Origin of the sequence: uncultured Eudoraea sp. (assembly GCF_947258525.1) — a bacterium.
In the GTDB taxonomy this organism is placed as follows: domain Bacteria; phylum Bacteroidota; class Bacteroidia; order Flavobacteriales; family Flavobacteriaceae; genus Eudoraea.
Window position 1 is genome coordinate 13,024 of sequence record NZ_CAMYIP010000074.1, and the last position, 25,011, is coordinate 38,034.

Below are 25,011 nucleotides of genomic sequence, written 5' to 3' on the forward strand. Positions count from 1 at the left end.
ATATAGGGTTGTTGATACATTTGTACTTCATAAATCAATAAAATGTAGTAATTTTCTGTAATAATCTATTACGAAAAAAAGTTCCTGGTAACAATGCATTTTAATGATGATTATATCGATTTCCATTGTCATCCTTCCTTAAAACCATTTGGAAAAAGCTTCAATTATAATCCAACTGGAGTTCATGTAAGTCATAGAAATAGCAAACGAAGTATCTGGCACTATGACCCTCCTTCAATTAGCGATAAATTATTAAACTACCTCACCGGACTTACCAAATTTTCCCAGGCAAACTTTACAAGCCTTGTTAAGGGCGGGGTAGGAATCGTATGTGTATCGCTCTATCCATTGGAAAAATGGTTTGTAAGAAACAAAATGAATAATGAATTACTACTGGATCTTGCTTCTAATTTTGCCCTGGGAATAGGGCATAAGCGCATTAATTACATCCAAGGGATCACTGACTATTTCAAGGACGTTGAAGCACAGTATGATTATTACATGCAATTGGATGGCAAAATAGTACATCTACCGGAAGGTAAATTTCGTTACAAGTTGGTAAAAAATTTTCATGAAATACAGAACATAAAGGATGAGAATACTTCTGGGGGTAAAGTGCATACTATTTGCGTTATAATAAGTATTGAAGGATTACATGTCCTCAATACCGGCCTGAGGAAACCATACAGTGAAGTTGAAGTACTGACAAATCTGGATAAAATTAAAAATTGGGAGTTTCGTCCGTTTTTCATAACCATCGCACATCACTTTTGGAATCAGTTATGTGGACATTCCGAAAGTCTAACAGGAATAATACTGAAATTTGCGGATCAGAAAGAAGGACTTAACAGCGGATTTACCGCCATGGGGAGGAAAGTTATGGAGCGACTTGTTGATAATACCAATAATAGCAGAATTATACCGGATATCAAGCATATGAGTATTCAGGCGCGAAAAGAATACTATCAGATGTTGGACTCGGGTAACTCAAACTTCATGAATCTACCCGTTATTGCCAGCCATGCAGCTTGTAATGGTCTTAAATCTTTTGAGGATCCGGTAGTGGTATACCCCAGAACGGCCAGTAAATTAAACCCTGTTTCTATTAATCTTTTCGACGAAGAAATTATACGTATTGCCAAAAGCAAAGGTATAATAGGACTACAGTTAGATGAACGCAGAATTGTCAACAAAAAAACGCGGAAGAAAACCAAGAACTCCACAAAACGAAGCAAAATAATGCATTATAGATCAGAATTATTATGGAATCAGATACAGCATATAGCTGAAGTCCTGGATGCTGAAGGCCTTTTTGCCTGGGATTGCATGGCAATCGGATCAGATTTTGATGGCATAATAGATTCACTTAACGGATTCTGGACCGCCGAAGAACTACCTTTTTTAGCAGATTTCCTTGAGCGCCACGCTTATAACTATATGCTCTCTCACAATCTGGGAAACATCCAAAATGTCATAAAGGCAGATGAAATAATTGCCAGGTTAATGTCTGTAAATGGGCGTAATTTCTTAAAAGAATATTTTAAATAAAACTATGAAGAATGCCTTGAAATACCTTAAATACCCCATAAACAACTAAATAAATATGTTTAAACATATGTTAAAGCTATTAGCTAATACAATGAAATTTATAAATTAGTGACTTAGAGGTAGCTCCATAACAAAAAATTTTGGCCATTTTTTGGACTTTAGGAAATTTTAGGGCTATTTTGAGTAAGGAATAAAGATTATTCCCTACTAATAACAAAGATTTTAAATTAACATGGATATAATTGATAAAGCGCGATTGTTTGAACAACGCAAATGGAATAAGCTTACTACTAGCGACCGTATTGTTGCTTCCAGGGAAGCAAAGTCACTTATTTTAGGATTAAATGAGCTTTATAAGCAGAATGAAGACTCAGCTTTAATGGAACTTATGAAGCGATTAACTGTGCTAAAGAAAAAGTTAGAAAAACGCCTTAAAGGCAGACCGGAAATTTAATATTTCCTGATCTTCTGTTTTATCAACTCTTTTTCAGATTCTACAATTAGAATCGACCCCTACCTAATTCTTATTAACCTGTTCCATTAACAGATCATAGGTAATCAAATTAGTATAGAGTTTGCCTGCAAGATTTACGACCGGAGAATTAAGCGAATCTATTGGTGTTTCTTTTCCAAATATGATTTGCAGTTGCTCTTGTAATTCAGGTTTTTCATCGAGTTTAATCAGATTGAAAAGGTACTTACTCTCACTCAACGGTTGTACCAGACTATCACATTGATCACATTTACTGGGGACATAAATCGTTATTTGTTTGGGTGGATTAATCTTGATTTGTTCAGATTCTTTCTTTAAGGCCCTTGTTGAAAGACTATCGTTCACTTTTAATTTATAAGTATATGAAGGTTTCTTTCCTCTCATAAGAACTATGGTCTTCATATGTACTTTTGAAGCGGCCGGAACCCTTATAAATCTGGGCTTTGCACTACTTTGCCTAAAATTTGTACCGGTTAGTGTAAACATCACATCAAGGTCTTTCTCATTTGCATTAATGGCATAAAATGCGACACGATTAGGAATATCTTCAGTAACGATTTCAATTTTTTTTATCTGGGCATAACCATTTACCAATGTAAACAGAAAGCCCAGGAAAAATATTTTTTTATACACAGCAATTGTTTTATATAAATACAAGATAGACAAATATTCCTGTGTACTCAGATTTGAATCTGCAGATCTGGATGTTTTAAACGTAAAATGAAAATACTATTTCATCTAAAACATAGAATATTCTTGTAAGAGTTATGAAATATCATTTCTTAGTGTATTTGGTAATATTACTCTTCATAAAACTTAGGCATTCAGCCAGAATTAAAGCCAATTTTTTATAAAGTACACTGAATCACCTTTCTTTAAATCAGTAATTTTAAAATATGTGTATTTACGAAAACTAATAGAGTAAACTATAATCAAAATTGCATTTTTAGACGAAGAGACGTAAACTTTAAGAGTGGTAAAACTTATGTGGCCTAAGTGATATTGAAAATTGGAATTCTATTATATTCTCAATACTTTCACTTTTCAATCTCACACATTAAAATGAATCTAGAGGGTGAAAACATTTTAGTAACGGGTGCTTCCAGAGGCATAGGGAAGTCAATTGCTATTCACTTACTTAAAGTAAATGCTCAGGTTGGCATACATTATAATAAAGGTGCAACTGAAGCAACTGCATTAAAAGCTAAATATCCTCTTTCTGAAACTTTTCAGGCTGATCTGTCACAAATGGATCAGGTTCAAATACTTTTTGAAAAAGCGAAAGATCATTTTGGTTCGATAGATACCATTGTTTTGAATGCTGGCGTATTCGTACCTCACTTAATTGAAGAGAGCACAGTGCAATGGCTTGATATCTGGAGGCGAACAATGGCAATCAATCTCGAAGCAGCTGGTTTGTTAACCAAATTGGGTATAGAGCATTTCAAAAGTCAGGGAGGCGGGCGATTCATATATATTGGCAGCCGGGCTGCCTTCCGTGGAGAGACGGAAGAATATCTTGCCTATGCGGCTTCTAAAGGTGGACTCACGTCGCTTTCGCGAACAGTTGCCAGATCTTTTGGTAAGTATAATATCAAATCTTTTGTTATTGCGCCTGGATTCACACGAACAGAAATGGCTGAAGATGCAATCCGCCAATATGGTGAAGAAAAGATACTTGGTGAAATGGCCTTAAAAGAATTAACTACTCCAGAAGACATAGCCCCAATTGCAGTGCTCATGTGCAGTGGCCAAATGGACCATGCTACCGGTTCTACTATAGATATTAATGCGGGTAGTTATATTAGGTAGGCTGGAAATAATTATAATAAACAATTAAATACTTTTTCAGATAGGTAGAACTTTATCCATTTTTTATAAAGCCATCTAGTTGGGAGCCTTAAATATTTAACTTCATTTACAAACAGTATTGCTCAATATGATTTTTCAAATAACTTACAGCTCGGTTGCTAAACCCGAACTTACCATAACTGATATTGAAGAAATCATGGCAGAGGCAATAGAAAATAATTCTGCCAATGACATAACAGGATGTTTGATATTTAATCAAGGTTATTTCCTCCAAATTCTAGAAGGGAACAAGCAGAATGTGATGAATTTACTTGATAAAATTAGGCTGGATGATCGACATGATCACGTTATAATACTTTCTGAGGGTCTAACAGATTCCCGAACATTTAAGGAATGGGCAATGTCCTATTATCATAATCCCTCAAACACCAATTTGAATAAGGAAGAACAAGCAATTAAGGAAACTTTGATAGATCTTTCAAATACTTCAAAAAAGCCAAATTTTCCATTAAAAGTTTTTTGGTATAATGTAAGGAATCTTCTTTCTGAAAGGGGATATTATAAACCTCCCAGGTAAATTAATAGGTCAGTATTTTTGTAGGTGAGACTGTTCTTCTTTTTGACTTTAAGAAAAATAGTTCAAGATAGTTGCGCCATGATGGTCAACAATAAAAACATCTGTAATTTTTTTTAAGATAGTTGCATGGCAATGATCCAGATCATTGCCAAAATATATGCTATATATTTCCTTTGCATAAATATAAAACAATGCTCTGGGCTATTTTCGGCATACTTCTGTTTTTGTTTATACTCTATCTTCTATTTGTTCCTCTGGATATTGTAATAAACGTTGGTAAAAACCAATACTTTGTTAGGATTTGGGGTTTAGCCAAAGTAGCTCTGGAAGGCCATGAAACTGAATTCATACGGATAAAACTTAATACACTATTTACCCGCTTTTACTTTTATCCTTTGAGAAAGAAGAAAAAAGAGCAGAAGAAAAAAATTGAGAAAAAAGCGAGAAAGAGAAATAATATCCAATCAAATTTGAAATATGGGTTACAAGTAATAAAATCATTTAAAGTGAAGAAGCTATTATTAGATATAGATACAGGTGATTGCATAGAAAATGCAAAACTTTATCCTGCATTTGCTTTCTTGAATCACCATGTAGGCACTTTTCAAGTAAATTTTGAAGGAAGAGTGAACATGGTTTTACACTTACAAAACCGACCTATAAACATTATAAAATCATTTATTAACATTTAAAAAATTTATCATGGAATTACATTTTGAAGAATTTTTAGGTAAAATCACAGATTTTATCAAGTCTGAAGCAAAAACTGAAACTGTTATTGGCGAAGAATTTCAATTAGGAGAGTTTAAATGCATACCGGTTATTAAGGTAGGCATGGGATTTGGATCTGGTGGAGGAGAAGGTATCGAAGCAAAAGCTAAAAAAGGTCAGGGCATGGGTGCCGGAGCAGGAATGGGTATTGAACCTATTGGTTTTTTAGTAACCAAAGATGATGAGATTTCATTCATAGAAGCAGGTAAAGCTCATGGTCTAGCTGCAGCTTTTGAAAAAGTACCGGATTTAATTAATAAGTATGTGGAAACCATAAATAAGAAAGAAGAAGAAGAATTGGTTTAACATAATCCAAACAACGATCAACCCAAACATCTGCTAAGTCTGACTTAGTAATTAGCCGAGCAGGTTTCTATTTTTAAACAAGGAACCTGCTCAGTTTTATCAGATATTAAACCATTTAGATGTAATGGTTTTTTCTACGGGTTCCTTGCCCTTAAATACAAATTCATTCTTAATGCCATTGTATTCATAGTCTTTGCCCCATTCTTCATGATGCAATGCTACTTCTTTGATAGCCTTACAAATAAAATCTATTTCCTTATCAGTCATTATTGGATGTACGGACATACGCACCCAACCTGGTCGTTCAATTAGGCAACCTTCAAGGATTTTTTGTTCAATGGCTTTTGATGTCGATAGATCAACATTTAATAAATAATGACCGTAGGTTCCTGCACAGGAACATCCACCTCGGGTTTGTATACCATATCTATCATTGAGTATTTTTACAACCAAATTATAGTGTGCATCATCTATAAAAAAAGAAATAACCCCTAATCGATCCTTATGTCTTTTGGCCAGTATATGTATATTCTCTATATGGGATAATTCTTTAAATATTTTGTCAACGATCTCATGTTCCCTTGCTAAAATGTTTTCAGTTCCCATTTCTTCTTTCAGACGTATTGCTAATGCAGTCTTTATGGTCTGAAGAAAACCAGGCGTACCCCCGTCTTCTCTGGTTTCAATATCGTCTATATAATCATGATCTCCCCAGGGATTTGTATAGGCCACCGTTCCGCCGCCCGGATTATCCGGAACTAAGTTTTTGTACAATTTTTTATTAAAAATCAGAATCCCTGAAGCTCCCGGTCCGCCCAGAAATTTATGTGGGGAAAAGAAAATAGCATCTAAATAGGCATCTTTATCTTTTGGATGCATATCAATTGGCACATATGGCGCAGAGCAGGCAAAGTCTACAAAACACAATCCATTATAACGATGTATTAGTCTGGCAACTTCATAGTAATCGGTTACAATACCTGTCACGTTTGAGCAAGCGGTGACGGAAGCAATTTTTAGAGGATGCTTTTCATATTTCAAAAGCAATTCCTTAAAACTATCTAAACAAATCAGGCCTTCAGAATTGCAAGGAATTACTTCGACATCTGCGATTGTTTCTAACCAGGAGGTTTGATTAGAATGATGCTCCATATGAGAAATAAAAACTATCGGTTTAATAGCATCAGGTACCTTTGTATGCTCTTTGAGATTTTCGGAAACCTTTAATCCTAAAATTCTTTGAAATTTATTTATTGCTCCAGTCATTCCGGTCCCCACAGTTATCAAAACATCTTCATCAGTAGCATTGACGTGTTCTTTAATAATACTGCGGGCTTCCTTATAAGCTAATGTCATAGCCGATCCGGTAACGGAGGTTTCCGTATGTGTATTGGCTACAAAAGGGCCAATTTCATTAAGTAATTTTTCTTCAATAGGTCGGTATAACCTTCCGCTTGCAATCCAATCTGCATAAATGATTTTTTTGATGCCAAAAGGCGATTCAAAACATTGATCTATACCAACAACCTCATTTCTAAAAGGTTGAAAATAAGATTCTAAAGTGGCTGTTTTTGAAAGAGTCGTTCTCATTTTAAATTGATACCATCATTTATTGCACCCCAACACTAAATTATAAATAATAATTTTCTGAAAAATAAAGATATTAAAACTATACCACATCAAATAGTAGTGTGCCATTTTTTAGTAGGATAAAAAAGGTTATGGTAAGCCAGAAACTAATCGACTTGTATTCCAGGAGAAATTTTAAAATATTTTTCCTATAACAACAAGAACATCAACCTTTCAGCCTCCTAAAAAATTTTCCTAGTATATTTAGGTTTCAAAATTAAACCAGATTATGAAGCCCTTTCTCACTTTATTATTAGTACTATCCTGTTTTATGATTCTTGCGCAAAAAAAAGTTTTGAATCATTCAGACTTTGAAATCTGGAATTCCATAAAAAACAGATCTATTTCTCCTAATGGCAATTATATCATGTACTCTCTGGAGAAAGGAGAAGCCGATCATTATTTGAAAATAAAAGATAGTAAAGCAAATACGGTTTTTAAATATGACCGAGGCTCAAAAGGCAGGTTTACTTATGATTCTAACTTTGCCTTGTTTACTATTAAACCATGGAAAGACAGTGTACTGGCCATGAAAAAGCGTAAAATAAAAAAGAAAGATTTACCAAAGGACAGTCTGGGCATTTTAAATATAAAAGATAATTCATTAACCAAAATCGGTAATATAAAATCTTATAAATTGCCTGAAAAATGGACTGGTTATTTAGCTTATCAATTAGAAGAAATAGAAAAAGACAAGGATACATCTGAAACTGAAAACGAGAAGGGTAAGGATAAAAAGAAAAAGGTTGGGAAAAAGAATGGCTATCACCTATTGATACAGGATATACAAACTGGTAAAAAAGACACTTTTAAGTTTGTTACAGATTATGTTTTTGCCAAAGAAGGGAAACTATTGGCTTTCGCATCGACAGGGGAAGATAAAAAAGATAATTCGGGGGTATATGTGATGGATTTGAACAAAGCTAGTCTGGTACAAGTCCATACTGCGAAAAAAGCAAAATATTATCAATTAAATTTTAGTGATTCAGGTAATAATCTGGGATTTATCGTGGATCGGGATACTACAAAAGTACAAACAAGACCTAATGAATTGTTTCTGTGGTATCTGGGGTCGGATAAGGCCCAAAAAGCTGCCGCCGCATCGATGACACCGAATGCATATCATCCTTCTTCCGACGCAGAACTGTTATTTTCTAAAGATGAGTCCAAGCTGTTTTTTGGCTTGTCAAAACCACCAATTATCAAAGATACAATGCTAACCGAAGATGAAATTGTTAATGTTGAAGTTTGGACTTATAATGAGCCCAGGTTATACACAGTACAGGAGTTACAACTCAAAAAGGATACTATACAGTCATTCAAATCCGTAGTGCATCTAAAGGAGAATCTAAGAATTGTACAGCTGGGTTCGGAATCTTTTCCGGAGGTTGAGCTGGGTGATAAAGGAAATGCAAAGTTTGCTTTACTAAATAGATCGGAGCCCTATGATCTGGAACGGCAATGGACAGGGAGAAGCGCAAGAGATTATTCTGTAATAAATACAAATACAGGTAAGGTCCAAGACGTACTTACAAATGTTGCAGGTAACGTGAATTTAAGCCCGAATGGCAGATTTGTTTACGGCTATAATTCGATAGAAGAAACCTGGTTTGTTCATAATATTGAAGAAGACTCATACTTGAATTTGACCAAGGATAAAGTTTTTTATGATGAGTTGCATGATTCGCCAAGCCCTCCAGATCCTTATGGCGCTGCCGGCTGGACAGAAAAAGATAAAGCTGTTCTTCTATATGATCGCTATGACATATGGAAATTTGATCCTATCAGCGGTGCTGCAGAACGTTTAACAAATGGCAGGGAATCCAAAACCAGATTTCGTTATGTTTCGTTGGATGAAGAAGTTCGCCATATAGATAGTAGCCAAAAATGGTTGCTTTCTACTTTTAAGGAAACTGACAAGAGTGCCGGATTTGTTGAATATAATCCAAAGGACAAAACCTTAAAAACCTTGCTTAGTGGACCATTTCGCTTCACAAATCCAATAAAAGCCAAACTAGATAATGCACTTATCTATACCAGAGAATCTTTTAAAGAATTTCCTGATATTCGCTACTCTGATCTTAGTTTCAAAAATGTGACAGTTTTATCAGATTCAAATCCCCAACAAAAATATTACAATTGGGGTACGATTGAATTGGTTAACTGGACTTCTTTGGATGGTGAACTCTTGTCAGGATTGTTGGTAAAACCGGAGAATTTTGATCCTTCAAAAAAGTATCCAATGATTGTAAATTTTTACGAAAAAAGCTCCGACAGGTTAAATTATCACCGTGCACCGAGTCCGGGACGTTCCACAATTAATTATAGTTTTTATGCAAGTCGTGGTTATTTAATCTTTAATCCGGATGTTCACTATAGAATCGGTTATCCTGGAGAAAGTGCATACAATTGTGTAATACCGGGAATAACATCTTTAATAGAAAAAGGTTTTGTTGACAAGGAAAATATTGGTGTACAGGGTCATAGTTGGGGAGGGTATCAAATAGCCTACCTGGTCACAAAAACGGACATTTTTAAAGCAGCCGAAGCTGGAGCTCCAGTACCCAACATGATAAGTGCATATGGCGGTATCCGATGGTGGACAGGCCTTAGCAGACAGTTTCAATATGAACATACCCAGAGTAGGATAGGAGGAACACCATGGGAATATCCAATTAGATATATGGAGAATTCACCCATATTTAATATCGATAAAATTAATACTCCAATTTTAATAATGCACAATGATGCGGATGGACATGTACCATGGTATCAGGGTATTGAGTTTTTTGTAAGTTTAAGACGTCTAGGAAAACCTTCCTGGTTCCTGAATTACAATGGAGAACCACACTGGCCGTTAAAACGTCAAAACCGAAAAGACTTTAATATTCGTATGGCTCAGTTTTTCGATCATTATTTAAAAGGTGGGCCAAAACCGGTTTGGATGGATCGGGGAGTTCCTGCGATTGAAAAAGGGATAAATCAGGGATATGAATTAATGGATAGTAACGACGAACATTAGAATGCTTTAAAATAATTATTAGGCAAGGATACTTTCATGGCCGGAATCTTTAACAAAGAGGCAGGAACTATTTGTGCTCACGGTCATTTCCTGAACGAATTCAAATCTTAAGTTTTCTTGCATCCCAAAAATATTTAGATCAGCCGAAGGTGAATTTGCAACCATGTCCTTAAAATTTCCTACGCGAACTTCGGTAAGTGTTTCTGGCAAGCGGGCCAGATTAATCAATAAATTCAGAAAATTCTGGGCATTCTCTCTTTCTTTTTCATCTTTTATAACAATAATCAACCGAATCCTCGCATCCCAATTTTTCTTGAGTTTATAGGCAATTAAGATCGACAGATCCAAATTACCAATATCCCAACCAATATCCCAATTGTCAGTTCTGTCACTTACCCAAACATTAATCATATTTCTTCTTCCTAACAATGCGGTGGGATGAGAAGAATACAATAATACACCAATTTCTAAACGGATAGATTCTTTTATAACAGGCCTGATCTCTGTTTCGTAATCATCATGTTGCTGAAGGTTTAAAAAAACTATATTAGGTCTGAAGAATGCTCCTTTTAAAGCCTGATTGCCATAATTTACCCCTTTTGCAAAATCATCAGTATTAATTACCGTCCAGGAAGAGAAAACATCTTTAGTTCTAAAGGCTTCTGAAAGTGAAGAAATTTCTTCAGCCAATTGCGTATTAGCTTCCCTGGGTTCAATCCCCACCAGTTTTATTGATCCTTTTGGTTTGGCAATATTCCGCAAAAATTGAAAATTCCCTTTGGCACCGGTAATATCTCTTACGGGGACCATTAAATTTGGTTTCCAAGCTCTTTGTTGCATTGTTTTCATGCCCCAGGTATGTTTTGCCGCCCACTCTGCAAACGAAACAAAAAGACCGGACCTAACATCCTCAAAGGGTGTTTCAATATGTTGGCGAGACAAAAACCAATACACAACAAAAACGATACTTATTGAAATGAGACTTATCGTTGGATTAATAATAAACATGGCTAATACCGAGGATGTTAACCCAACATACGGCACCCATTTATTAATCTTAAACAACGGCCGGTAACTTATTAAACCTAAATTTTGTTCTATTATTACTACAATATTTATCATAGCATAAGTGATAAGAAAGAAAAGAGTTACCAAGGGAGCAACTGCGTTTAGGTCACGCAGCAACATGGTAATAAAAATCATAATCCCCGTCACTATCATTGCGTTCCTTGGTTGACCGTTGGCACTCTGACCCGCAAGGAACTTACTATAAGGTAATACGCGATGTTCTCCCATTGCAAAAAGAATTCTGGAGGAACCCACAAGAGATGCCAGGGCAGAAGAGAAGGTGGCACCCAATATTCCCGCAATCACCAGGGGTCCAAAATAGGACTTATCAATTATAATATTATAGTTGGCAATAAGTTCCTGCTCAGTGGCAGAACGAGCCAACCAAAAGGCAAGCGCCATATAGATTATAAAACTTATCCCAATTGCCCATAAAGTACCTACAGGGATACTTTTATTGGGGTTTTTTAATTCTCCGGACATGTTGGCCCCTGCCATTATGCCTGTTGAAGCGGGAAAGAATACAGCAAATACTATCCAGAAAGCACTACCACTAAATTCATTTTCCGGAGAGCCTTTAAAATTTCCCCATCGGATAGCATCTTCCGCTGGGATAGTCATTGATCCATAATATGCAGCAATTACAATGGATATTAGCGAAAGAATGATAATACCCATTATAATGAATTGGGTTTTAATAGCAAGGTCAGCGCTGATATACGCAATGGTTATTAAAATACCAAACACAATAATATCAACTAAAAAAGGAATATGATTAGGAAAAATCCCCAGCCAGCCTTCTCTAAATCCAAAAATATACATGGTAACTGCCAGTCCCTGAGAAACATATCTTGGAATTCCAAGGCTACCACCGACTTCGAGACCCAGCGCCTGTGAAATTATAGCATATGCGCCACCTGCCCCAATACGGATATTGGTCGTAATTGCCGACATGGATAAGGCCGTGGTAAGGGTAATAAGAAAAGAAACAATAATAATTAACCATGCACCCAGAAGTCCTGCATTACCGACTACCCAACCCATTCTCAGGTACATAATTACACCGAGAATTGTTAAAAGAGTCGGGGTAAATACACCTGCAAAAGTCCCAAATTTCTTACCGTTGGTTGGTTGCGATTCCATAAAACAGTATGTGATCCTTAAATTCGGTAGAAGATAACAATTATGTTGTAATTATAAACAAATATTACCATGGGGATATCTTATTAAAATATCATAAATCAGGATTGATTTTTACTTTGGATCAGTAAAACAGCACATTCGGACAATAAATAGCCATGTTCGTACTGTTGGTCTTGGCACTTCTTATCGGATTATAGTTATTCGCATCCATAACCATTTAAATTTCAAATATGAAAAATGTATTTTTTACTGCCCTAATGCTTTTTGCAGTTATGGGTTACTCTCAAAAAAACAACGGTAAAGTATTTAATGAGCATCCGGCCATTGATGTTGTCAAGGCCATGCTTGACGCTTTCTTTGCCGGAGATACCGTGAAATTGGCTACATACCTGGCAGATGATTTCAAATCCTACAATGGCACTGGCACAAATAAAGATGCAAAGGGCAATTCCAAACAACAGCTTATAAACCAATCTAATTTTTGGAAAGAAAACCTGTCCTATGTTTCATTCAAGCCCACCAAAGGTGCTTACCCAGATGCCATAGAATATAAGGAAAGCGGAGTATGGGTACAGACCTGGAATCACTTAAAAGCCATGCATAATGAAACCGGAGTAAAAATTGATATGCCAACACACAGATTATTTAAGTTGAATGACGATAATAAAATAGAAACCATGATCAACTATTATAATGAACGTGTTTTCTGGGAAATTGGACAAAGCTTTGAAGACAGAAAAAATGGCACTATATACAACCATCACGACAATATCAATACGGTAAGAAAGATGATGAACGCGTTTGAGAATATGGACCTCGAAACGGCCTATAGTTTCTTTAAGGAAGATGCAAGTTTTAATTCTTTAGAGATGCCCGTTGGTGAATCCATGAGTCTTGAGGAAGTAAAAGAAAGAAATAGTAAAATCATGGAAGATTTTGAAATAACCAGTATTGACGTTGTAGGTTATCCGGATTATCTTGAATATGATCTTCGTGATGGCAGGACAGTGCAATCCTGGTGGAAATTTCGAATGACCAGAAAAGCCGACGACAAGAAAATTATTCTCCCCGCCTTATATATTCATGACTTTGATGAAGAAGGAAAGATTATAAGGTCTAGTTCTTATATAAGCACCAAAGTTTTGGACACAAAGTAAATTTACCTTCCTAAAATAAACCTTAAAAGAGCGCTATCAGCGCTCTTTTTTGTTATTATCTGGCTTGAGGGTGAATTTCTCGAAAATATCTGATTAATATAATGATTTAAAACATTGATATACAGAACAATGAGTATTGCTTTATTATCATTATAATCTGGCCTAAAACTACTGATAGAAAGATGTATTATATCGAAAAATTGAAAAAAAATGCCATTCTTACATTTAAAATCAGGAAATTAGCCCTCTCAATTTGAATTTTTAATTTCGATAAAATAAGTAGAATTATTCTTTTATTTAAAACTAATCCCCTATGAAAATTAAACTTTTATTTCCTATTATAATTCTGGCATTATTGTTTTTTTCAGCTTGTTCTGAAGACCTGAACACAGCGTCTGATACAGGCAGACTTACGGTGCAATTAACGGATGCTCCATTTCCCTATGAGCTAATTTCAGAGGCCAATGTTACCATTTATAAAATAGATGCGCGCTATAAGGGTGATTCAATGGAAGGTGAAGAGAATGATGAAGATGAGAACAAATCTTTTATTGTTTTAATGGAAGAAGAAAGGGATGTAAATCTTATAGATCTAACCAATGGAATTACTGAAACATTGGTAGATATGGATGTTCCTACCGGTTCCTATGATCTTATCCGTATATATGTGAAAGGAGTTAATGTTGTTTTAACTAATGGTAGCACCTTCAACTTAAAAGTACCAAGTGGAGAGCAAACCGGCATTAAGGTGTTTATTAAACCTTCGCTTTTCGTGGGTGGAGAATTAAGTTCGGATTTACTTCTGGACTTTGACGTAAGCAGGTCTTTTATCCCTAAAGGCAATCTGAAAAATATCGCAGGGATTACTGGCTTTAATTTTAAACCTGTAATTAAGGCCTGTAACTTAACTACTGCAGGCACACTATCCGGATTGGTTTCAACTATCGAAAATGAGGAACCAATTGGTTTGGAAGGTGCAACGGTATCTGTATTCGCGGCAGATACTTTAAATACATCAACTTTTACGGATGAAAGTGGCAACTATACCATAATGGGTCTTGTTGCCGGTTCATATGATGTTATGGTAGAACTAGAAGGCTATGAAGCACAAACAGCAGAAGAAGTAACTATTGTGGCGGGGAATAAAACAATTCAAGACTTTGATTTGGTTCCTGTGCCATAAGGAACAGTGGTTAAGTCCGAAAGGCGGAATAGTGATATTCCGCCTTTTTTATTGAACATACCGGGCGAATTGAATACTTCAGTTTCGGAATTCCATTAATCTTAGTTGATAAAAATCATTATTTTAGGTAGCCAAAGGCATTGATACCATGGATTAAGGATTCATGGTTTTATTATATTCATAATATGAAGGCAGCAATATATAATGACTTTCAGGGGCCAATATCAATAACCGGTGTAGAGGATCCCAATCCAACTGAGTTTGGTGTGGTTATCAAAGTTGCAGCGAGCGGCTTATGTCTTAGTGACTGGCATGGTTGGATGGGGCATGACCAGGATATAGTACTGCCTCATGTTCCGGGACATGAGCTAGCCGGCAAAATAGTTGCAGTAGGCAAGAAGGTTAAAAATTGGATTGAAGGCCAGCGGGTTACAGTTCCGTTTGTTTGTGGTTGTGGAGCCTGTACATATTGCCTGGAAGGTAATCAGCAAGTATGTGACTATCAGTTTCAACCAGGCTTTACTGCATGGGGTTCTTTTGCCGAATATGTCGCCATTGATTACGCTGATGAAAACCTGGCAGAGCTACCTGGCGATATGAATTTCGTTGAAGCTGCCGGATTAGGTTGCAGGTTTATTACGGCATACCGCGGAGTAAGAGAACAGGGCAAGTTGTCATCAGATCAATTCATTGCGGTTCATGGATGTGGTGGAGTAGGGCTTTCCGCTATTCAAATTGCAAAGGGTATTGGGGCAAAAGTTTTTGCTATTGATATAAGTGATGAGAAATGTAAACTGGCCAGTGACCTGGGAGCCGACTATACCATTAATGCCAGCAAAAATAATGTTGTGCAGTCTTTAAAAGAACTAAGCGGGGGCGGTGTCCACGTCTCCATAGACGCTTTGGGGCATACAACAACCTGCCTTAATTCAATATGGGGGCTTAGGAAACGAGGTAAGCATATTCAAATTGGCCTAATGACATCATCACATGCAACTCCTCCAATACCTATGTCACTGGTTGTGGCCAATGAGTTGGAAATCCTCGGAAGTCATGGAATGCAATCCCATAAATACGGGGAAATGTTCAATTTTATTAAATCTACGGGAATTAATTTAGGAACAATGATCACAAAAACAATTTCCCTGGAAGAAGTACCAGTTCACTTGCCGGTAATGAACCTAACCAATTCTGCAGGTATTACTGTTATCAACTCTTTTTAAAACTTTTTACAGGACATATTAGCCAAAGAAATTTATTTAGATGTAAAATGCATTAATATAAATCCTCATAATATAAATTCTATCTTTGCTAAAGCTGGTAATCACCACCTAAACAACTAAGAGCTATAACATATGAAATCATTCACAATTCAGGAAATTAATGAAATTCTGGGGGGAGAACTCGTAGGAAATACAGACCAAAGGATTTTGGGTTTAGAAGAAATTGACAAAGCCAATAGTTCCCAGGTTACCTTCATTGGGAGTAGAAAATATACACAGAAATGGGAAAATTCCAAGGCAGCCGCCGCAATAATTAATGAAGGTTTAAAAGCAGAACCTGGTGACAACAGAGCTCTGATAAAGGTAAAAAATGCCGATTTGGCCATGGCTAAGCTATTGGAGGTTTTTATTAAAGAACCACCGCATTTTGATAATGATATACATCCTACTGCAGTAATACATGAAACAGCCACAATAGGGGAAGGATGTAAAATAGGAGCAGGGTGCTATATAGGAAAAGATGTTGTTTTGGGTGCAGCAGTAACCATATACCCAAATGTTACAATTTTAGATGAGACTACAATAGGTGCTCACACCATTATTTGGTCTGGGACGGTAATTCGTGAGCGTACTGAGATAGGGGCATACTGTATTTTTCAAAACAATGTGAGTATTGGTGGTGATGGTTTTGGATATCGTCCGCGAGAAGATGGACGAGGGCTAGTAAAAATTCCACATATAGGAAATGTAGTCATTGGTAATGACGTGGAAATTGGTGCAAATACATCGGTTGACCGTGCAAAATTCAGTTCAACTATAATAGGTGATGGTTGTAAAATTGATAACCAGGTACAGATTGCGCATAATTGCGTCTTAGGTCGTTCCTGTATTATGGCTGGAGCCAGTGGACTTGCCGGATCTGTTACCCTGGGCGACGGAGTAGTTATTGGCGGCAGTGCTTCCATAAAAGATCATACCACTATTCATTCAGGAGCTACTGTAGGTGCTGGTTCTGGAGTTTTGGCCGATGTACCGGCAGGAAAAACAGTATTGGGCTATCCCGCTGCAGATGCCCGGGAGAAGCTTAAGGAATGGGTTGCTACCCGTAAGTTGGTAAAATAAAATATTAAGTCAATTTTAATACCTAAATAAATACTTTAAATATAAAATATTAATTTATTTATATTCAGGCCAATACATTGAAATCTTTTTTCGAAGAAAAGTTACGCTTCTTTGCAACTGATCCATTCCGTCAACACCGTCTTCGATACTGATCCATCCATCAAAATTTTCTTTTTTCAACTCTGTAAAAATGGCATCATAGTCATTTAACCCTTTGCCAATCTCTCCATGCCGAAGTCTCTTGGCATAACCCAAAACGCCGTCTTCTTCCTTTCGCAGATCATCCAGGGTTCCTTCAACGAGATACCGATCACTGGCGTGCATTGTCACTACCCTGGAGGAAACTCTTCTCAATAATTCCAAGGGATCCTCGCCAGCTAAATGGGCATTACTTGGATCATAATTAACTCCAAAATTTGGGTGATCTATATAAGACACAAGTTTGCAAAAAACATCCATTTTCTGAGCGAATTCGGGATAAGCCCAAAAATCGTCTTTATAATGGTTTTCTAAAATCAACGTAATTCCCAGATCGCTGGCATAGGGCAAACACGCTTTTATAGATTCTGCAGCCAACTCAATACCCTCTTCAATTGAAAGCTGAGGACGTTTTTGGCCGGAAAGGACCCGGCAATAAGATCCTCCCAGGGCTTTGGTCATGTCAATCCAGTATTTTTGTTTTTTGATTTCGTTCTGCCTGAATGATTTATCGGGATGCGTGAAATCCGGCGAGCAACATAGCATCGGTATCTCTTTTCCCTGATCTTCTACTCTTTTTCTAAACACACTCCAATTAGAACTATCTGCCATTTCCAGGAAACCTGCATACCATTCCAAACCATCAACTTGCAAAGTAGAAGCTAAATCAATCCACTCAGTTACCTTCATCGCTCCCGTTTTACAAAGATCTTGCATATATGCTTTGGGAAAGACAGCTAATTTTGGCACTTTTAGTTTCGTTTTTATGGTTTATTTAGCTTGAAATCCGCTCCAATTCTTTGGCAGATTTCGCCCTATCATAGGAAATTGTTCGAGCTCCAAGACCTGACCGCTTACAGGGCCACATTCATCAGATATAAGGTATACAGCTCCGGATGCAATCTCTTTTGGCTCAAAAATACGCTGGGCCGGTGCAAACAAATCTGGTAATTCCTTATACCAATCATCATTCATCCCCTGTTGTTTTTGGTTTATTTTTTCGTTTTCGGTCAATACCCATCCAGGATTAATCTGATTTACACGTATCCCGTAATCACGGAATAAGCTATCCCCCAGATTCCTGCTTAATGTCATTAACGCCCCTTTAGATATGCTATACGCCAATAAATTAGGTTCTCCACTCCAGGAGTTAATAGACCCAATATTTACTACACAGCCCTTAGTTTCTTTTAGAAATGGTAAGGCTGCCTGTATTATTGCAAAGGGAGCCAGTGTATTAATGGCCAACATTTTTCTCATAAATGAAAGGCTTGTAGTATCTATATTTGAGGAAACGATCATTGCTGCATTATTAACCACAGCATCAAGTTTGCCAAAGCGTTTAAGGGCTTCTTCAACCAAAAGTTCCGGAACTCCTTCCTGTGTTATATCCATGGTAACTGCAATAGATGTAGCACTTCCCAATTCATCCACTAACGATTTCCCTTTTTCGTCACGTAAACCATTCACAACTACTTGTGCCCCTTCTTCTACACATGACCTGGCAATGGCCTGTCCTATGCCGGTATAACCGCCGGTAATTAAAACTACTTTGTTCTTTAAGCGCATATGATTTTAATTAGGTTTCAAAATACTCTTTACCACTTTTCCGGAATGCATAGCTTCAAACGCTTCGTTCCATTGTTCTAAAGGCCATACGCCTCCAATTATTGGTCTTACATCCAATCGGCCTGCTGCCAGCAAGGAAAGTACTTTTTCCCAAATGGTCCAGTTATGGCTAAAACTGCCTTGCAAGGTGACGTTTTTTTGTACAAGTGGATCCAGCGTGTGATTAAACGGTTTTGGACCCCAGCCAACTTTGGTTATATGCCCATTTGGCCTTACCCATTTTAAAGCCAATTTCAAGGTTTCACTTACCCCTGTTGCATCAATAACACAATCGGCCCCAAGACCATCTTGTTCAAGTGACCATTGGGTAGCATCATCTACAATTATATCGAAGCCGTATTGCTTTGCTACAGATAATCTCTCTGCGTCTTTTTTAAGACCGACAAGAGCTACATGCGCACCACATAATTGAGCCATGGCGGCACATAATATTCCAATGGTTCCCGGACCCAATACAATTACTCGGTCACCTGGCCGTATTTTTGAGTTAAGCACTACAGCATTATAAGCAACCGAACAGGGTTCCGTTAAGCAGGCCTGCTCAAAAGAAAGACTTTCAGGTATGCTATGAAGGCATCTAGCCGGAACCTTAACAAATCGTGTCATTGCCCCGTTAACGCCATATCCAAATCCCTTTCGTTCAGGATCCAGATTATAGAGGCCCTGTCTCGACAGCGGACTTTGGGCATTTATTACAGCAGCTGTTTCACTCACCACCGCATCACCTTCTTTCCAAGTTTCAACTCTTTTACCAATTTCAGCAATATGGCCACCAAACTCATGCCCAAGCACTACGGGATAATTTACGGGCCAGCTATGATCTGCAGTCCACTGATGCAAATCACTTCCGCAAACACCTACACTAGCCACTTCCAGAAGAACTTCGTCTTCGCTTATGGTTGGCCTTTTTATATCTCTGATTTCTACACTACCTTTTTTAGGAGCAAAATTTACGACGGCAATAGAGTTCATATAGTTATTATTTTATCTATAATTCTAGGCAGATTATGTGAATTATTTATATGCATGTATTCGATTGCATATTAATCTTAATGAGGTTTCAAGATCACCATCAGCAGTCTTAAAAGAATCGGCATCAATGGTTAAGGGAGCTCCCAAAACAACCAGTGGCGCACCGTATTCCGGGCATCTAATTGCCTGTTCCAGCGATAAACCGCCTACCGCCTGTACCGGAATATTTACAGCTTCTACTACTTCCCGCAACTGATCAAGCGGACTTGGCATAGTAAATCCCTGAGAAGCTATACCCCGGCGTTCATCATAACCTATGTGGTGTATAACATAATCACAACCCAGTTCTTCAAGTCTTTTGGCAGCGGCTACCATATCCGGACAACCAAGGTTATCACCCATAACTGCTACTCCAAAATCTTTTCCTGCCTCAACGACTACCTTAATAGTTTCTTCATGGGCCCTGGCCATTACTACTACATGAGTTGCCCCTGCTTTAGCCATCATTTCGGCTTCCAGATAACCACCATCCATAGTTTTCAGGTCTGCAACAATAGGTACAGCCGGAAAGCTTTCACGTAATTTTCTAACCCCATGTAAACCTTCAGCCAAGAGCAGGGGAGTACCTGCTTCCAACCAATCCACCCCTGCCCGCATAGCCAGGGCAGCAGTTTCCAGAGCCTCATCAATATTTGTGAGATCTAAAGATATTTGGACAATTGGTTTCATAACTGCTTAGTATTCCTTTAGTTTTATATTTCTGTATTCAACCTTCATAGGTGGGCCTACATGAACCTGCAAACCCAGGAAGCCAGAATATTTCCGGTTAACTGAATCCAGATCCTTTACCTCACTCATTAATACATCATTTATATAGTGTTGTAAATGATTGTCTTTAACTATTAAATGGCAGCTATTCCAGTCTTCTGGTCTAATCTTAGATTTAAGACTGTCGGAGTTCCCGAGAGAAGATACTACCTCCCTGTGCTTCCATGCATTATTTTTTACATTGGCCCGCAATGAACCGGGCTCAAATGATTTTTCCTGCGATCTAATAATCGTATTTTCTCCTCTGTATGCAAGAGTAGTTCGTTTTCTTTCCTCATAATTTTGGCCGGTATAGGTATTCTTTCCGTCAATATCTGCCTGATATCCTTTTAGAGCGAAAGGAATTGTGTCTATGCGTTCACTGCGATAATTTATACCGCTGTTTCCTGTTTCAGTAATGCGAAATTCCAATTTTAATTCAAAGTCCGCAGGTTGACTACCCTGCCAAATAATAAAGGTGTTGCTTTTCAAAGGTCTTTCCGGTGTAACTTCACCAATCAGAACACCATTGGAGACATGCCAGTATCCGGGGTCACCTTCCCAGCCATCTAAGGTTGATCCATTAAAAATTTGTACAAAACCCTCGTTCGCTTTATGAGTTATATCAGATTTCTCATTAGCAATCTGGTGTTTTTTATCTCTACAGGAATTGAAACACAAAATCAAAAAAGCATAAAAAATTATACCTAATGGAATTCGTTCTATTCTTTTGAATCTCATACTCATAGGCTTAAATAGCTTAAGATATTTACTAATTTGATATTGAAAATTAAAACCATATTGATTAATAGCGGTACTTAAAAATACGCATTTACAAAAGAAAATTGGCATCCTTGTTCAAATAACAAGGTGTTTATGATATGTCCATAAATTTTATTGGGAATATTGTTCAGAGCGGTTGCAAAATAAAGCTTTCCAGACCTTTTAATTGTAAATTAACATGCTAGGTGTTATCTTTGTAGTAGTTTAATGAGATGACCACCGACCTATAGTTACCATCGCTCTGGCTAATTTTTTTGCAGGATTCACAGTTCCACACTTACTTTTCCAAGCGCACATTTCTTAATCGCGTTTCTTTTTAAACTAAACTATAATATCCAAATAAAACATTTTAATGGCAAGATCGCAACAGACCTATAGTAAAGGTGAAAAAGAAAAAAAGCGCTTAAAAAAGCGTGAGGACAAGAAAAAGAAAAAGGAAGCACGCAAGGCAGCTGCCAAGGAAAAAGGTGGTGGTATTGAATTTGCATATGTCGATCACAATGGAAATTTAACTGATACTCCTCCCGATCCTTCAATGAAAGTTGAAATTGATGCTGAAGATATTATCCTTGGTATCCCAAAAAAGGAAGAGGGAGATATAGAGGAGGTAGATCCTGTAAGAAAAGGGAAAGTTTCATTCTTTGACACCTCTAAGGGGTTTGGTTTTATCATTGATTCTGAAAACAATGAAAAATACTTCTGCCATGTCAGCGGTTTAATTGATGAGATTGTTGAAAATGATAAGGTTTCCTTTGAACTGGAAAAGGGCATGAAAGGTCTTAATGCTGTTCGTGTAAAGAAAATTTAACTGCAATCTTGCTCAAAAAATTCCCAATTCTCAATTATTTTTAATTAGTTGTGATTTTTTGATGTTTTCCTTTACTAATAGGTAAATGGTTAAATCAAAACGAAATGAAATCAGACAACAAGTATTCAAAATTAATAGCGTCTTTCTGCAAGTTCTATAAATGTGAGGTTCGCATGTTCAAAAGAATCCTGGGAATAAAATAATCGTAACTATTAATCAATTAATTTGCAGGGGAATTGGATGTTCTTTCCTCAAGATATTTTTTGTTCTAAACAGAACAACAACGCTCTTCTGATGATTTGTGACAACTAAATTAAAGTCTCAATTAATTCCAAATTAAACTTCAAGGTTTGCCATTTCATTTTGTAACAAAAGTTAGTTGCTGTCGTCTGTTAAGTATACATCAATTAAAAACAATCATCATGAGAACACTAGACATGAATTACATTAAACGGACATTAAATTACCATATGGGTTATGGATGGAGTATGAGCAGACGACATTCTACAAAAAAAGTAATACGTAATGACGAAACTTCATAATTTAATTCAATGAATCATGAGAGGCTATATGCTAATAGTGTTTGCATTTGGCAGTAAGATTTTTCATCGGTTTTACTTCCCCGGACAACAAATTTTCTAAAGTTATTTCTCCTATGCGCATCCTAACAAGGCGAAGGGTTGGGAAACCCACCGCAGCCGTCATTTTGCGCACCTGTCTAAATTTACCTTCCGTTAGTATAATACTAATCCAGCTGGTAGGCCTGTGCCTTCCTACACGCAGTTTTTTATCGGCCTCAGGAAGTATTGGAAGGGTACTTAATTTATGAATCTTACAAGCTTTGGTTCTGTATCGTTTTCCTTCAAAACCTATTTCAACTCCATTACTTAAAAGCATTATCGCCTCATCCGTAATTTTTCCATCTAGCTGGGCATAATACTCTTTTTCTACTCCTGAACGATTTATAGTGTCACTTAACTTACCGTCTGTGGTTAAAAGTAGCAGACCTTCAGATTTCTCGTCGAGCCGCCCTATCGGCATTACTCCATCAGGAAAACTATAAAGCTCACTTAGAAATTTCTTTTTTCTTAACTCCCGGGGATTTTTTGAAATAAGCTGACTTATTATGCCACAGGGTTTATAAAGTTTAAAGTGAAGTGATCTGGTATCCATTCGAGTTGGCAAGTTACCAAAGTCTTTTATACACTGTCCATTATTTGCTCATTAATCGTTCTAATAAGTAAATTGCTTAAAGTAAGTGCAGTTATACTAAAACCACCCAAATCTTTCTATAATTAAGGTTAGGTTGTGTGTATAAATAAATCAGCAAAATTTAATTATTTTTCTTAAATTGTAAGAAAACAAAGCCTATGCCCATATACATGGATCGACATGATATCCCCGCAGAAATCACCGCAGAACATGTTGCTTTGATGCACCAGGAAGATCTTAAAGTAGAGCATTTGTATGGGTGTAAGGGAATGACATATTGGTGTGATACGAAACGTCATACTGCTTTCTGTTTAATAGAAGCACCCAACAGGGAGGCAATTCAAAACATGCACAATCATGCACATGGCGAATTTCCCCATGATATCATTGAAGTAGATCCACATCTGGTGGAATCTTTCCTCGGACGTATTGAAGATTCGAAAAAGGACGAAAATGAAGACTTAAGTATTATTGATGATCCGGCTTTTAGAGTAATCATGGTTATAGAATCTTCAGATTATCTTCACAGGTTGGATACGCATCAGCTAAGCATGTTTACGCAAAAATTCCATCGTAGTGTTGCGAAATCCGTAAAGCATTTTGAAGGAAGTATAGTTAGGGAAAATGACAAGTCATATTTAATTTCTTTTCGATCTGTAACCAATGCGGTACTGTGCGCCTTAAAGATCCAGGATAGTTTTAAGTATAGTTACCCTAAACTGGAAAGGGATAATCAGCGTTTAAATATAGGCCTGTGTACAGGCTCACCGGTAACGGAAAAGGATGGTCTTTTTTCAGAATCTATTTCACTGGCAACGCAAATGTGCGAACTAATCCATGGACAAATTATTATTTCCCCTTCCGTAAAGTCCTTATATGAAAATGAAAACCGAAATGCGGTCATTGATGATAAATTAATCAGAACTTTGACTCCTAAAGAGGTGTCATTGGTTACTAATTTGGTTCAATTTTGTGAGCACAATTGGAACAAATCAAATTTTAATATTTTCAGGCTTAGTAAAGAACTCGGACACAGTAAATCACAATTATATAGAAAAATTAAAAAGCTTACCGGTAAATCACCGATCACATTTATTAGAGAATACAGATTAAATAAGGCGCTGGAGCTTATCCATGACCAAAAAGGGAATATTTCTGAGATTGCCTTTGAAAGTGGGTTTAATAGTCCTGCTTATTTTTCAAAATCCTTTTTTGATAAGTTTGGGATCTTGCCTTCAAAATATGCCCAAATGTATCAGAGTTAAAATTTTCGCCAAAGAATAGGCCTGAATTAAAATTGTAATTTTTTGAATTAAAAGTAGCTATCCGCCTACTTTGGTCTATATAACTTTACAATAAATCCAATTACCGTTATCATTTCTTCCCCCTTACTGTTCATTAAAAGGATACGCTATTAAAGTAATATATCAACCAATTAATAACTAAAATAATGTCACATACAGTAGAAAAAGAACAAACAATAAATGATCTAAATGGCTCTGCAATAGAAGATTTCAGATCTCAACTAAGAGGAAAAATCATTCAGCA

General features: G+C 36.9%; 22 protein-coding genes. 13 read left to right on the forward strand and 9 right to left on the reverse strand.

Going from position 1 to position 25,011, the window contains the following annotated elements; translation table 11 throughout:
- Positions 1-93 precede the first annotated feature (93 nt).
- Both Q0X89_RS05695 and Q0X89_RS05700 read left to right on the forward strand, forming a co-directional pair.
- A complete protein-coding gene (locus Q0X89_RS05695) occupies positions 94-1,548 on the forward strand; it encodes a membrane dipeptidase (RefSeq protein ID WP_297692011.1) in 1,455 nt (484 codons plus the stop codon).
- Positions 1,549-1,780: 232 nt separating this feature from the next.
- Positions 1,781-2,002, forward strand: coding sequence for a hypothetical protein (locus Q0X89_RS05700; RefSeq protein WP_297692013.1), 222 nt, complete (start codon positions 1,781-1,783; stop codon positions 2,000-2,002).
- A 63-nt stretch (positions 2,003-2,065) separates the two neighbouring features.
- On the opposite strand, the gene Q0X89_RS05705 is transcribed toward Q0X89_RS05700, so the two are convergent.
- Positions 2,066-2,674, reverse strand: coding sequence for a hypothetical protein (locus Q0X89_RS05705; RefSeq protein WP_297692015.1), 609 nt, complete (start codon positions 2,672-2,674; stop codon positions 2,066-2,068).
- A gap of 429 nt (positions 2,675-3,103) precedes the next feature.
- On the opposite strand from Q0X89_RS05705, the gene Q0X89_RS05710 reads away from it, so the two are divergent.
- The 4 genes from Q0X89_RS05710 (at position 3,104) to Q0X89_RS05725 (ending at position 5,507) form a co-directional block, all read left to right on the forward strand.
- A complete protein-coding gene (locus tag Q0X89_RS05710; protein ID WP_297692017.1) occupies positions 3,104-3,853 on the forward strand; it encodes an SDR family oxidoreductase in 750 nt (249 codons plus the stop codon).
- Between the two features lie 127 nt (positions 3,854-3,980).
- Positions 3,981-4,430, forward strand: coding sequence for a BLUF domain-containing protein (locus tag Q0X89_RS05715; RefSeq protein WP_297692019.1), 450 nt, complete (start codon positions 3,981-3,983; stop codon positions 4,428-4,430).
- Between the two features lie 173 nt (positions 4,431-4,603).
- The gene (locus Q0X89_RS05720) at positions 4,604-5,122 is read left to right on the forward strand and encodes a hypothetical protein (RefSeq protein WP_297692021.1); all 519 of its coding nucleotides are present in this window, start codon (positions 4,604-4,606) and stop codon (positions 5,120-5,122) included.
- A 10-nt stretch (positions 5,123-5,132) separates the two neighbouring features.
- Positions 5,133-5,507: a GerW family sporulation protein gene (locus Q0X89_RS05725; RefSeq protein WP_297692023.1), complete on the forward strand. Its 375-nt coding sequence runs from the start codon at positions 5,133-5,135 to the stop codon at positions 5,505-5,507.
- 99 nt (positions 5,508-5,606) lie between these two features.
- On the opposite strand, the gene Q0X89_RS05730 is transcribed toward Q0X89_RS05725, so the two are convergent.
- Positions 5,607-7,097: an aminotransferase class V-fold PLP-dependent enzyme gene (locus Q0X89_RS05730; protein WP_297692026.1), complete on the reverse strand. Its 1,491-nt coding sequence runs from the start codon at positions 7,095-7,097 to the stop codon at positions 5,607-5,609.
- Positions 7,098-7,365: 268 nt separating this feature from the next.
- Here Q0X89_RS05730 and Q0X89_RS05735 point away from each other — a divergent pair, with 268 nt between their 5' ends.
- Complete coding sequence (locus Q0X89_RS05735; protein ID WP_297692027.1) at positions 7,366-10,158, forward strand: prolyl oligopeptidase family serine peptidase; 2,793 nt, start codon at positions 7,366-7,368, stop codon at positions 10,156-10,158.
- Between the two features lie 18 nt (positions 10,159-10,176).
- Here Q0X89_RS05735 and Q0X89_RS05740 read toward each other — a convergent pair whose 3' ends face one another.
- The gene (locus tag Q0X89_RS05740; RefSeq protein ID WP_297692029.1) at positions 10,177-12,369 is read right to left on the reverse strand and encodes an amino acid permease; all 2,193 of its coding nucleotides are present in this window, start codon (positions 12,367-12,369) and stop codon (positions 10,177-10,179) included.
- Between the two features lie 230 nt (positions 12,370-12,599).
- On the opposite strand from Q0X89_RS05740, the gene Q0X89_RS05745 reads away from it, so the two are divergent.
- The 4 genes from Q0X89_RS05745 (at position 12,600) to lpxD (ending at position 17,054) form a co-directional block, all read left to right on the forward strand.
- Complete coding sequence (locus Q0X89_RS05745; RefSeq protein ID WP_297692032.1) at positions 12,600-13,526, forward strand: nuclear transport factor 2 family protein; 927 nt, start codon at positions 12,600-12,602, stop codon at positions 13,524-13,526.
- A 313-nt stretch (positions 13,527-13,839) separates the two neighbouring features.
- The gene (locus Q0X89_RS05750; RefSeq protein ID WP_297692034.1) at positions 13,840-14,709 is read left to right on the forward strand and encodes a DUF4382 domain-containing protein; all 870 of its coding nucleotides are present in this window, start codon (positions 13,840-13,842) and stop codon (positions 14,707-14,709) included.
- A gap of 185 nt (positions 14,710-14,894) precedes the next feature.
- A complete protein-coding gene (locus Q0X89_RS05755) occupies positions 14,895-15,932 on the forward strand; it encodes a zinc-dependent alcohol dehydrogenase family protein (RefSeq protein WP_297692036.1) in 1,038 nt (345 codons plus the stop codon).
- Between the two features lie 132 nt (positions 15,933-16,064).
- The gene (lpxD, locus tag Q0X89_RS05760; RefSeq protein WP_297692038.1) at positions 16,065-17,054 is read left to right on the forward strand and encodes a UDP-3-O-(3-hydroxymyristoyl)glucosamine N-acyltransferase; all 990 of its coding nucleotides are present in this window, start codon (positions 16,065-16,067) and stop codon (positions 17,052-17,054) included.
- A 54-nt stretch (positions 17,055-17,108) separates the two neighbouring features.
- Here lpxD and Q0X89_RS05765 read toward each other — a convergent pair whose 3' ends face one another.
- The 5 genes from Q0X89_RS05765 to Q0X89_RS05785 all read right to left on the reverse strand — a co-directional run bounded on the left by Q0X89_RS05765 (position 17,109) and on the right by Q0X89_RS05785 (position 21,401).
- Positions 17,109-17,942 (reverse strand): sugar phosphate isomerase/epimerase, encoded by an 834-nt coding sequence (locus Q0X89_RS05765; RefSeq protein WP_297692040.1) that lies wholly within the window; start codon positions 17,940-17,942, stop codon positions 17,109-17,111.
- 81 nt (positions 17,943-18,023) lie between these two features.
- On the reverse strand, positions 18,024-18,821 hold the full coding sequence (locus tag Q0X89_RS05770) for an SDR family oxidoreductase (RefSeq protein WP_297692042.1): 798 nt from the start codon (positions 18,819-18,821) through the stop codon (positions 18,024-18,026).
- A gap of 6 nt (positions 18,822-18,827) precedes the next feature.
- Complete coding sequence (locus Q0X89_RS05775; RefSeq protein WP_297692044.1) at positions 18,828-19,853, reverse strand: zinc-binding dehydrogenase; 1,026 nt, start codon at positions 19,851-19,853, stop codon at positions 18,828-18,830.
- 42 nt (positions 19,854-19,895) lie between these two features.
- Entirely contained in the window at positions 19,896-20,582 is a 687-nt protein-coding gene (locus Q0X89_RS05780; RefSeq protein WP_297692046.1) for an orotidine 5'-phosphate decarboxylase / HUMPS family protein, read from the reverse strand.
- 6 nt (positions 20,583-20,588) lie between these two features.
- The gene (locus Q0X89_RS05785; RefSeq protein WP_297692048.1) at positions 20,589-21,401 is read right to left on the reverse strand and encodes a DUF1080 domain-containing protein; all 813 of its coding nucleotides are present in this window, start codon (positions 21,399-21,401) and stop codon (positions 20,589-20,591) included.
- A 394-nt stretch (positions 21,402-21,795) separates the two neighbouring features.
- On the opposite strand from Q0X89_RS05785, the gene Q0X89_RS05790 reads away from it, so the two are divergent.
- Positions 21,796-22,251 carry a cold-shock protein gene (locus tag Q0X89_RS05790; protein WP_297692050.1) on the forward strand — a complete coding sequence of 152 codons (456 nt, stop codon included), beginning with the start codon at positions 21,796-21,798 and terminating at the stop codon, positions 22,249-22,251.
- Between the two features lie 573 nt (positions 22,252-22,824).
- Here Q0X89_RS05790 and Q0X89_RS05795 read toward each other — a convergent pair.
- The gene (locus Q0X89_RS05795; RefSeq protein ID WP_297692052.1) at positions 22,825-23,424 is read right to left on the reverse strand and encodes a pseudouridine synthase; all 600 of its coding nucleotides are present in this window, start codon (positions 23,422-23,424) and stop codon (positions 22,825-22,827) included.
- A gap of 197 nt (positions 23,425-23,621) precedes the next feature.
- On the opposite strand from Q0X89_RS05795, the gene Q0X89_RS05800 reads away from it, so the two are divergent.
- The gene (locus Q0X89_RS05800) at positions 23,622-24,728 is read left to right on the forward strand and encodes a nickel-binding protein (protein WP_297692054.1); all 1,107 of its coding nucleotides are present in this window, start codon (positions 23,622-23,624) and stop codon (positions 24,726-24,728) included.
- The last annotated feature ends 283 nt before the right edge of the window (positions 24,729-25,011 follow it).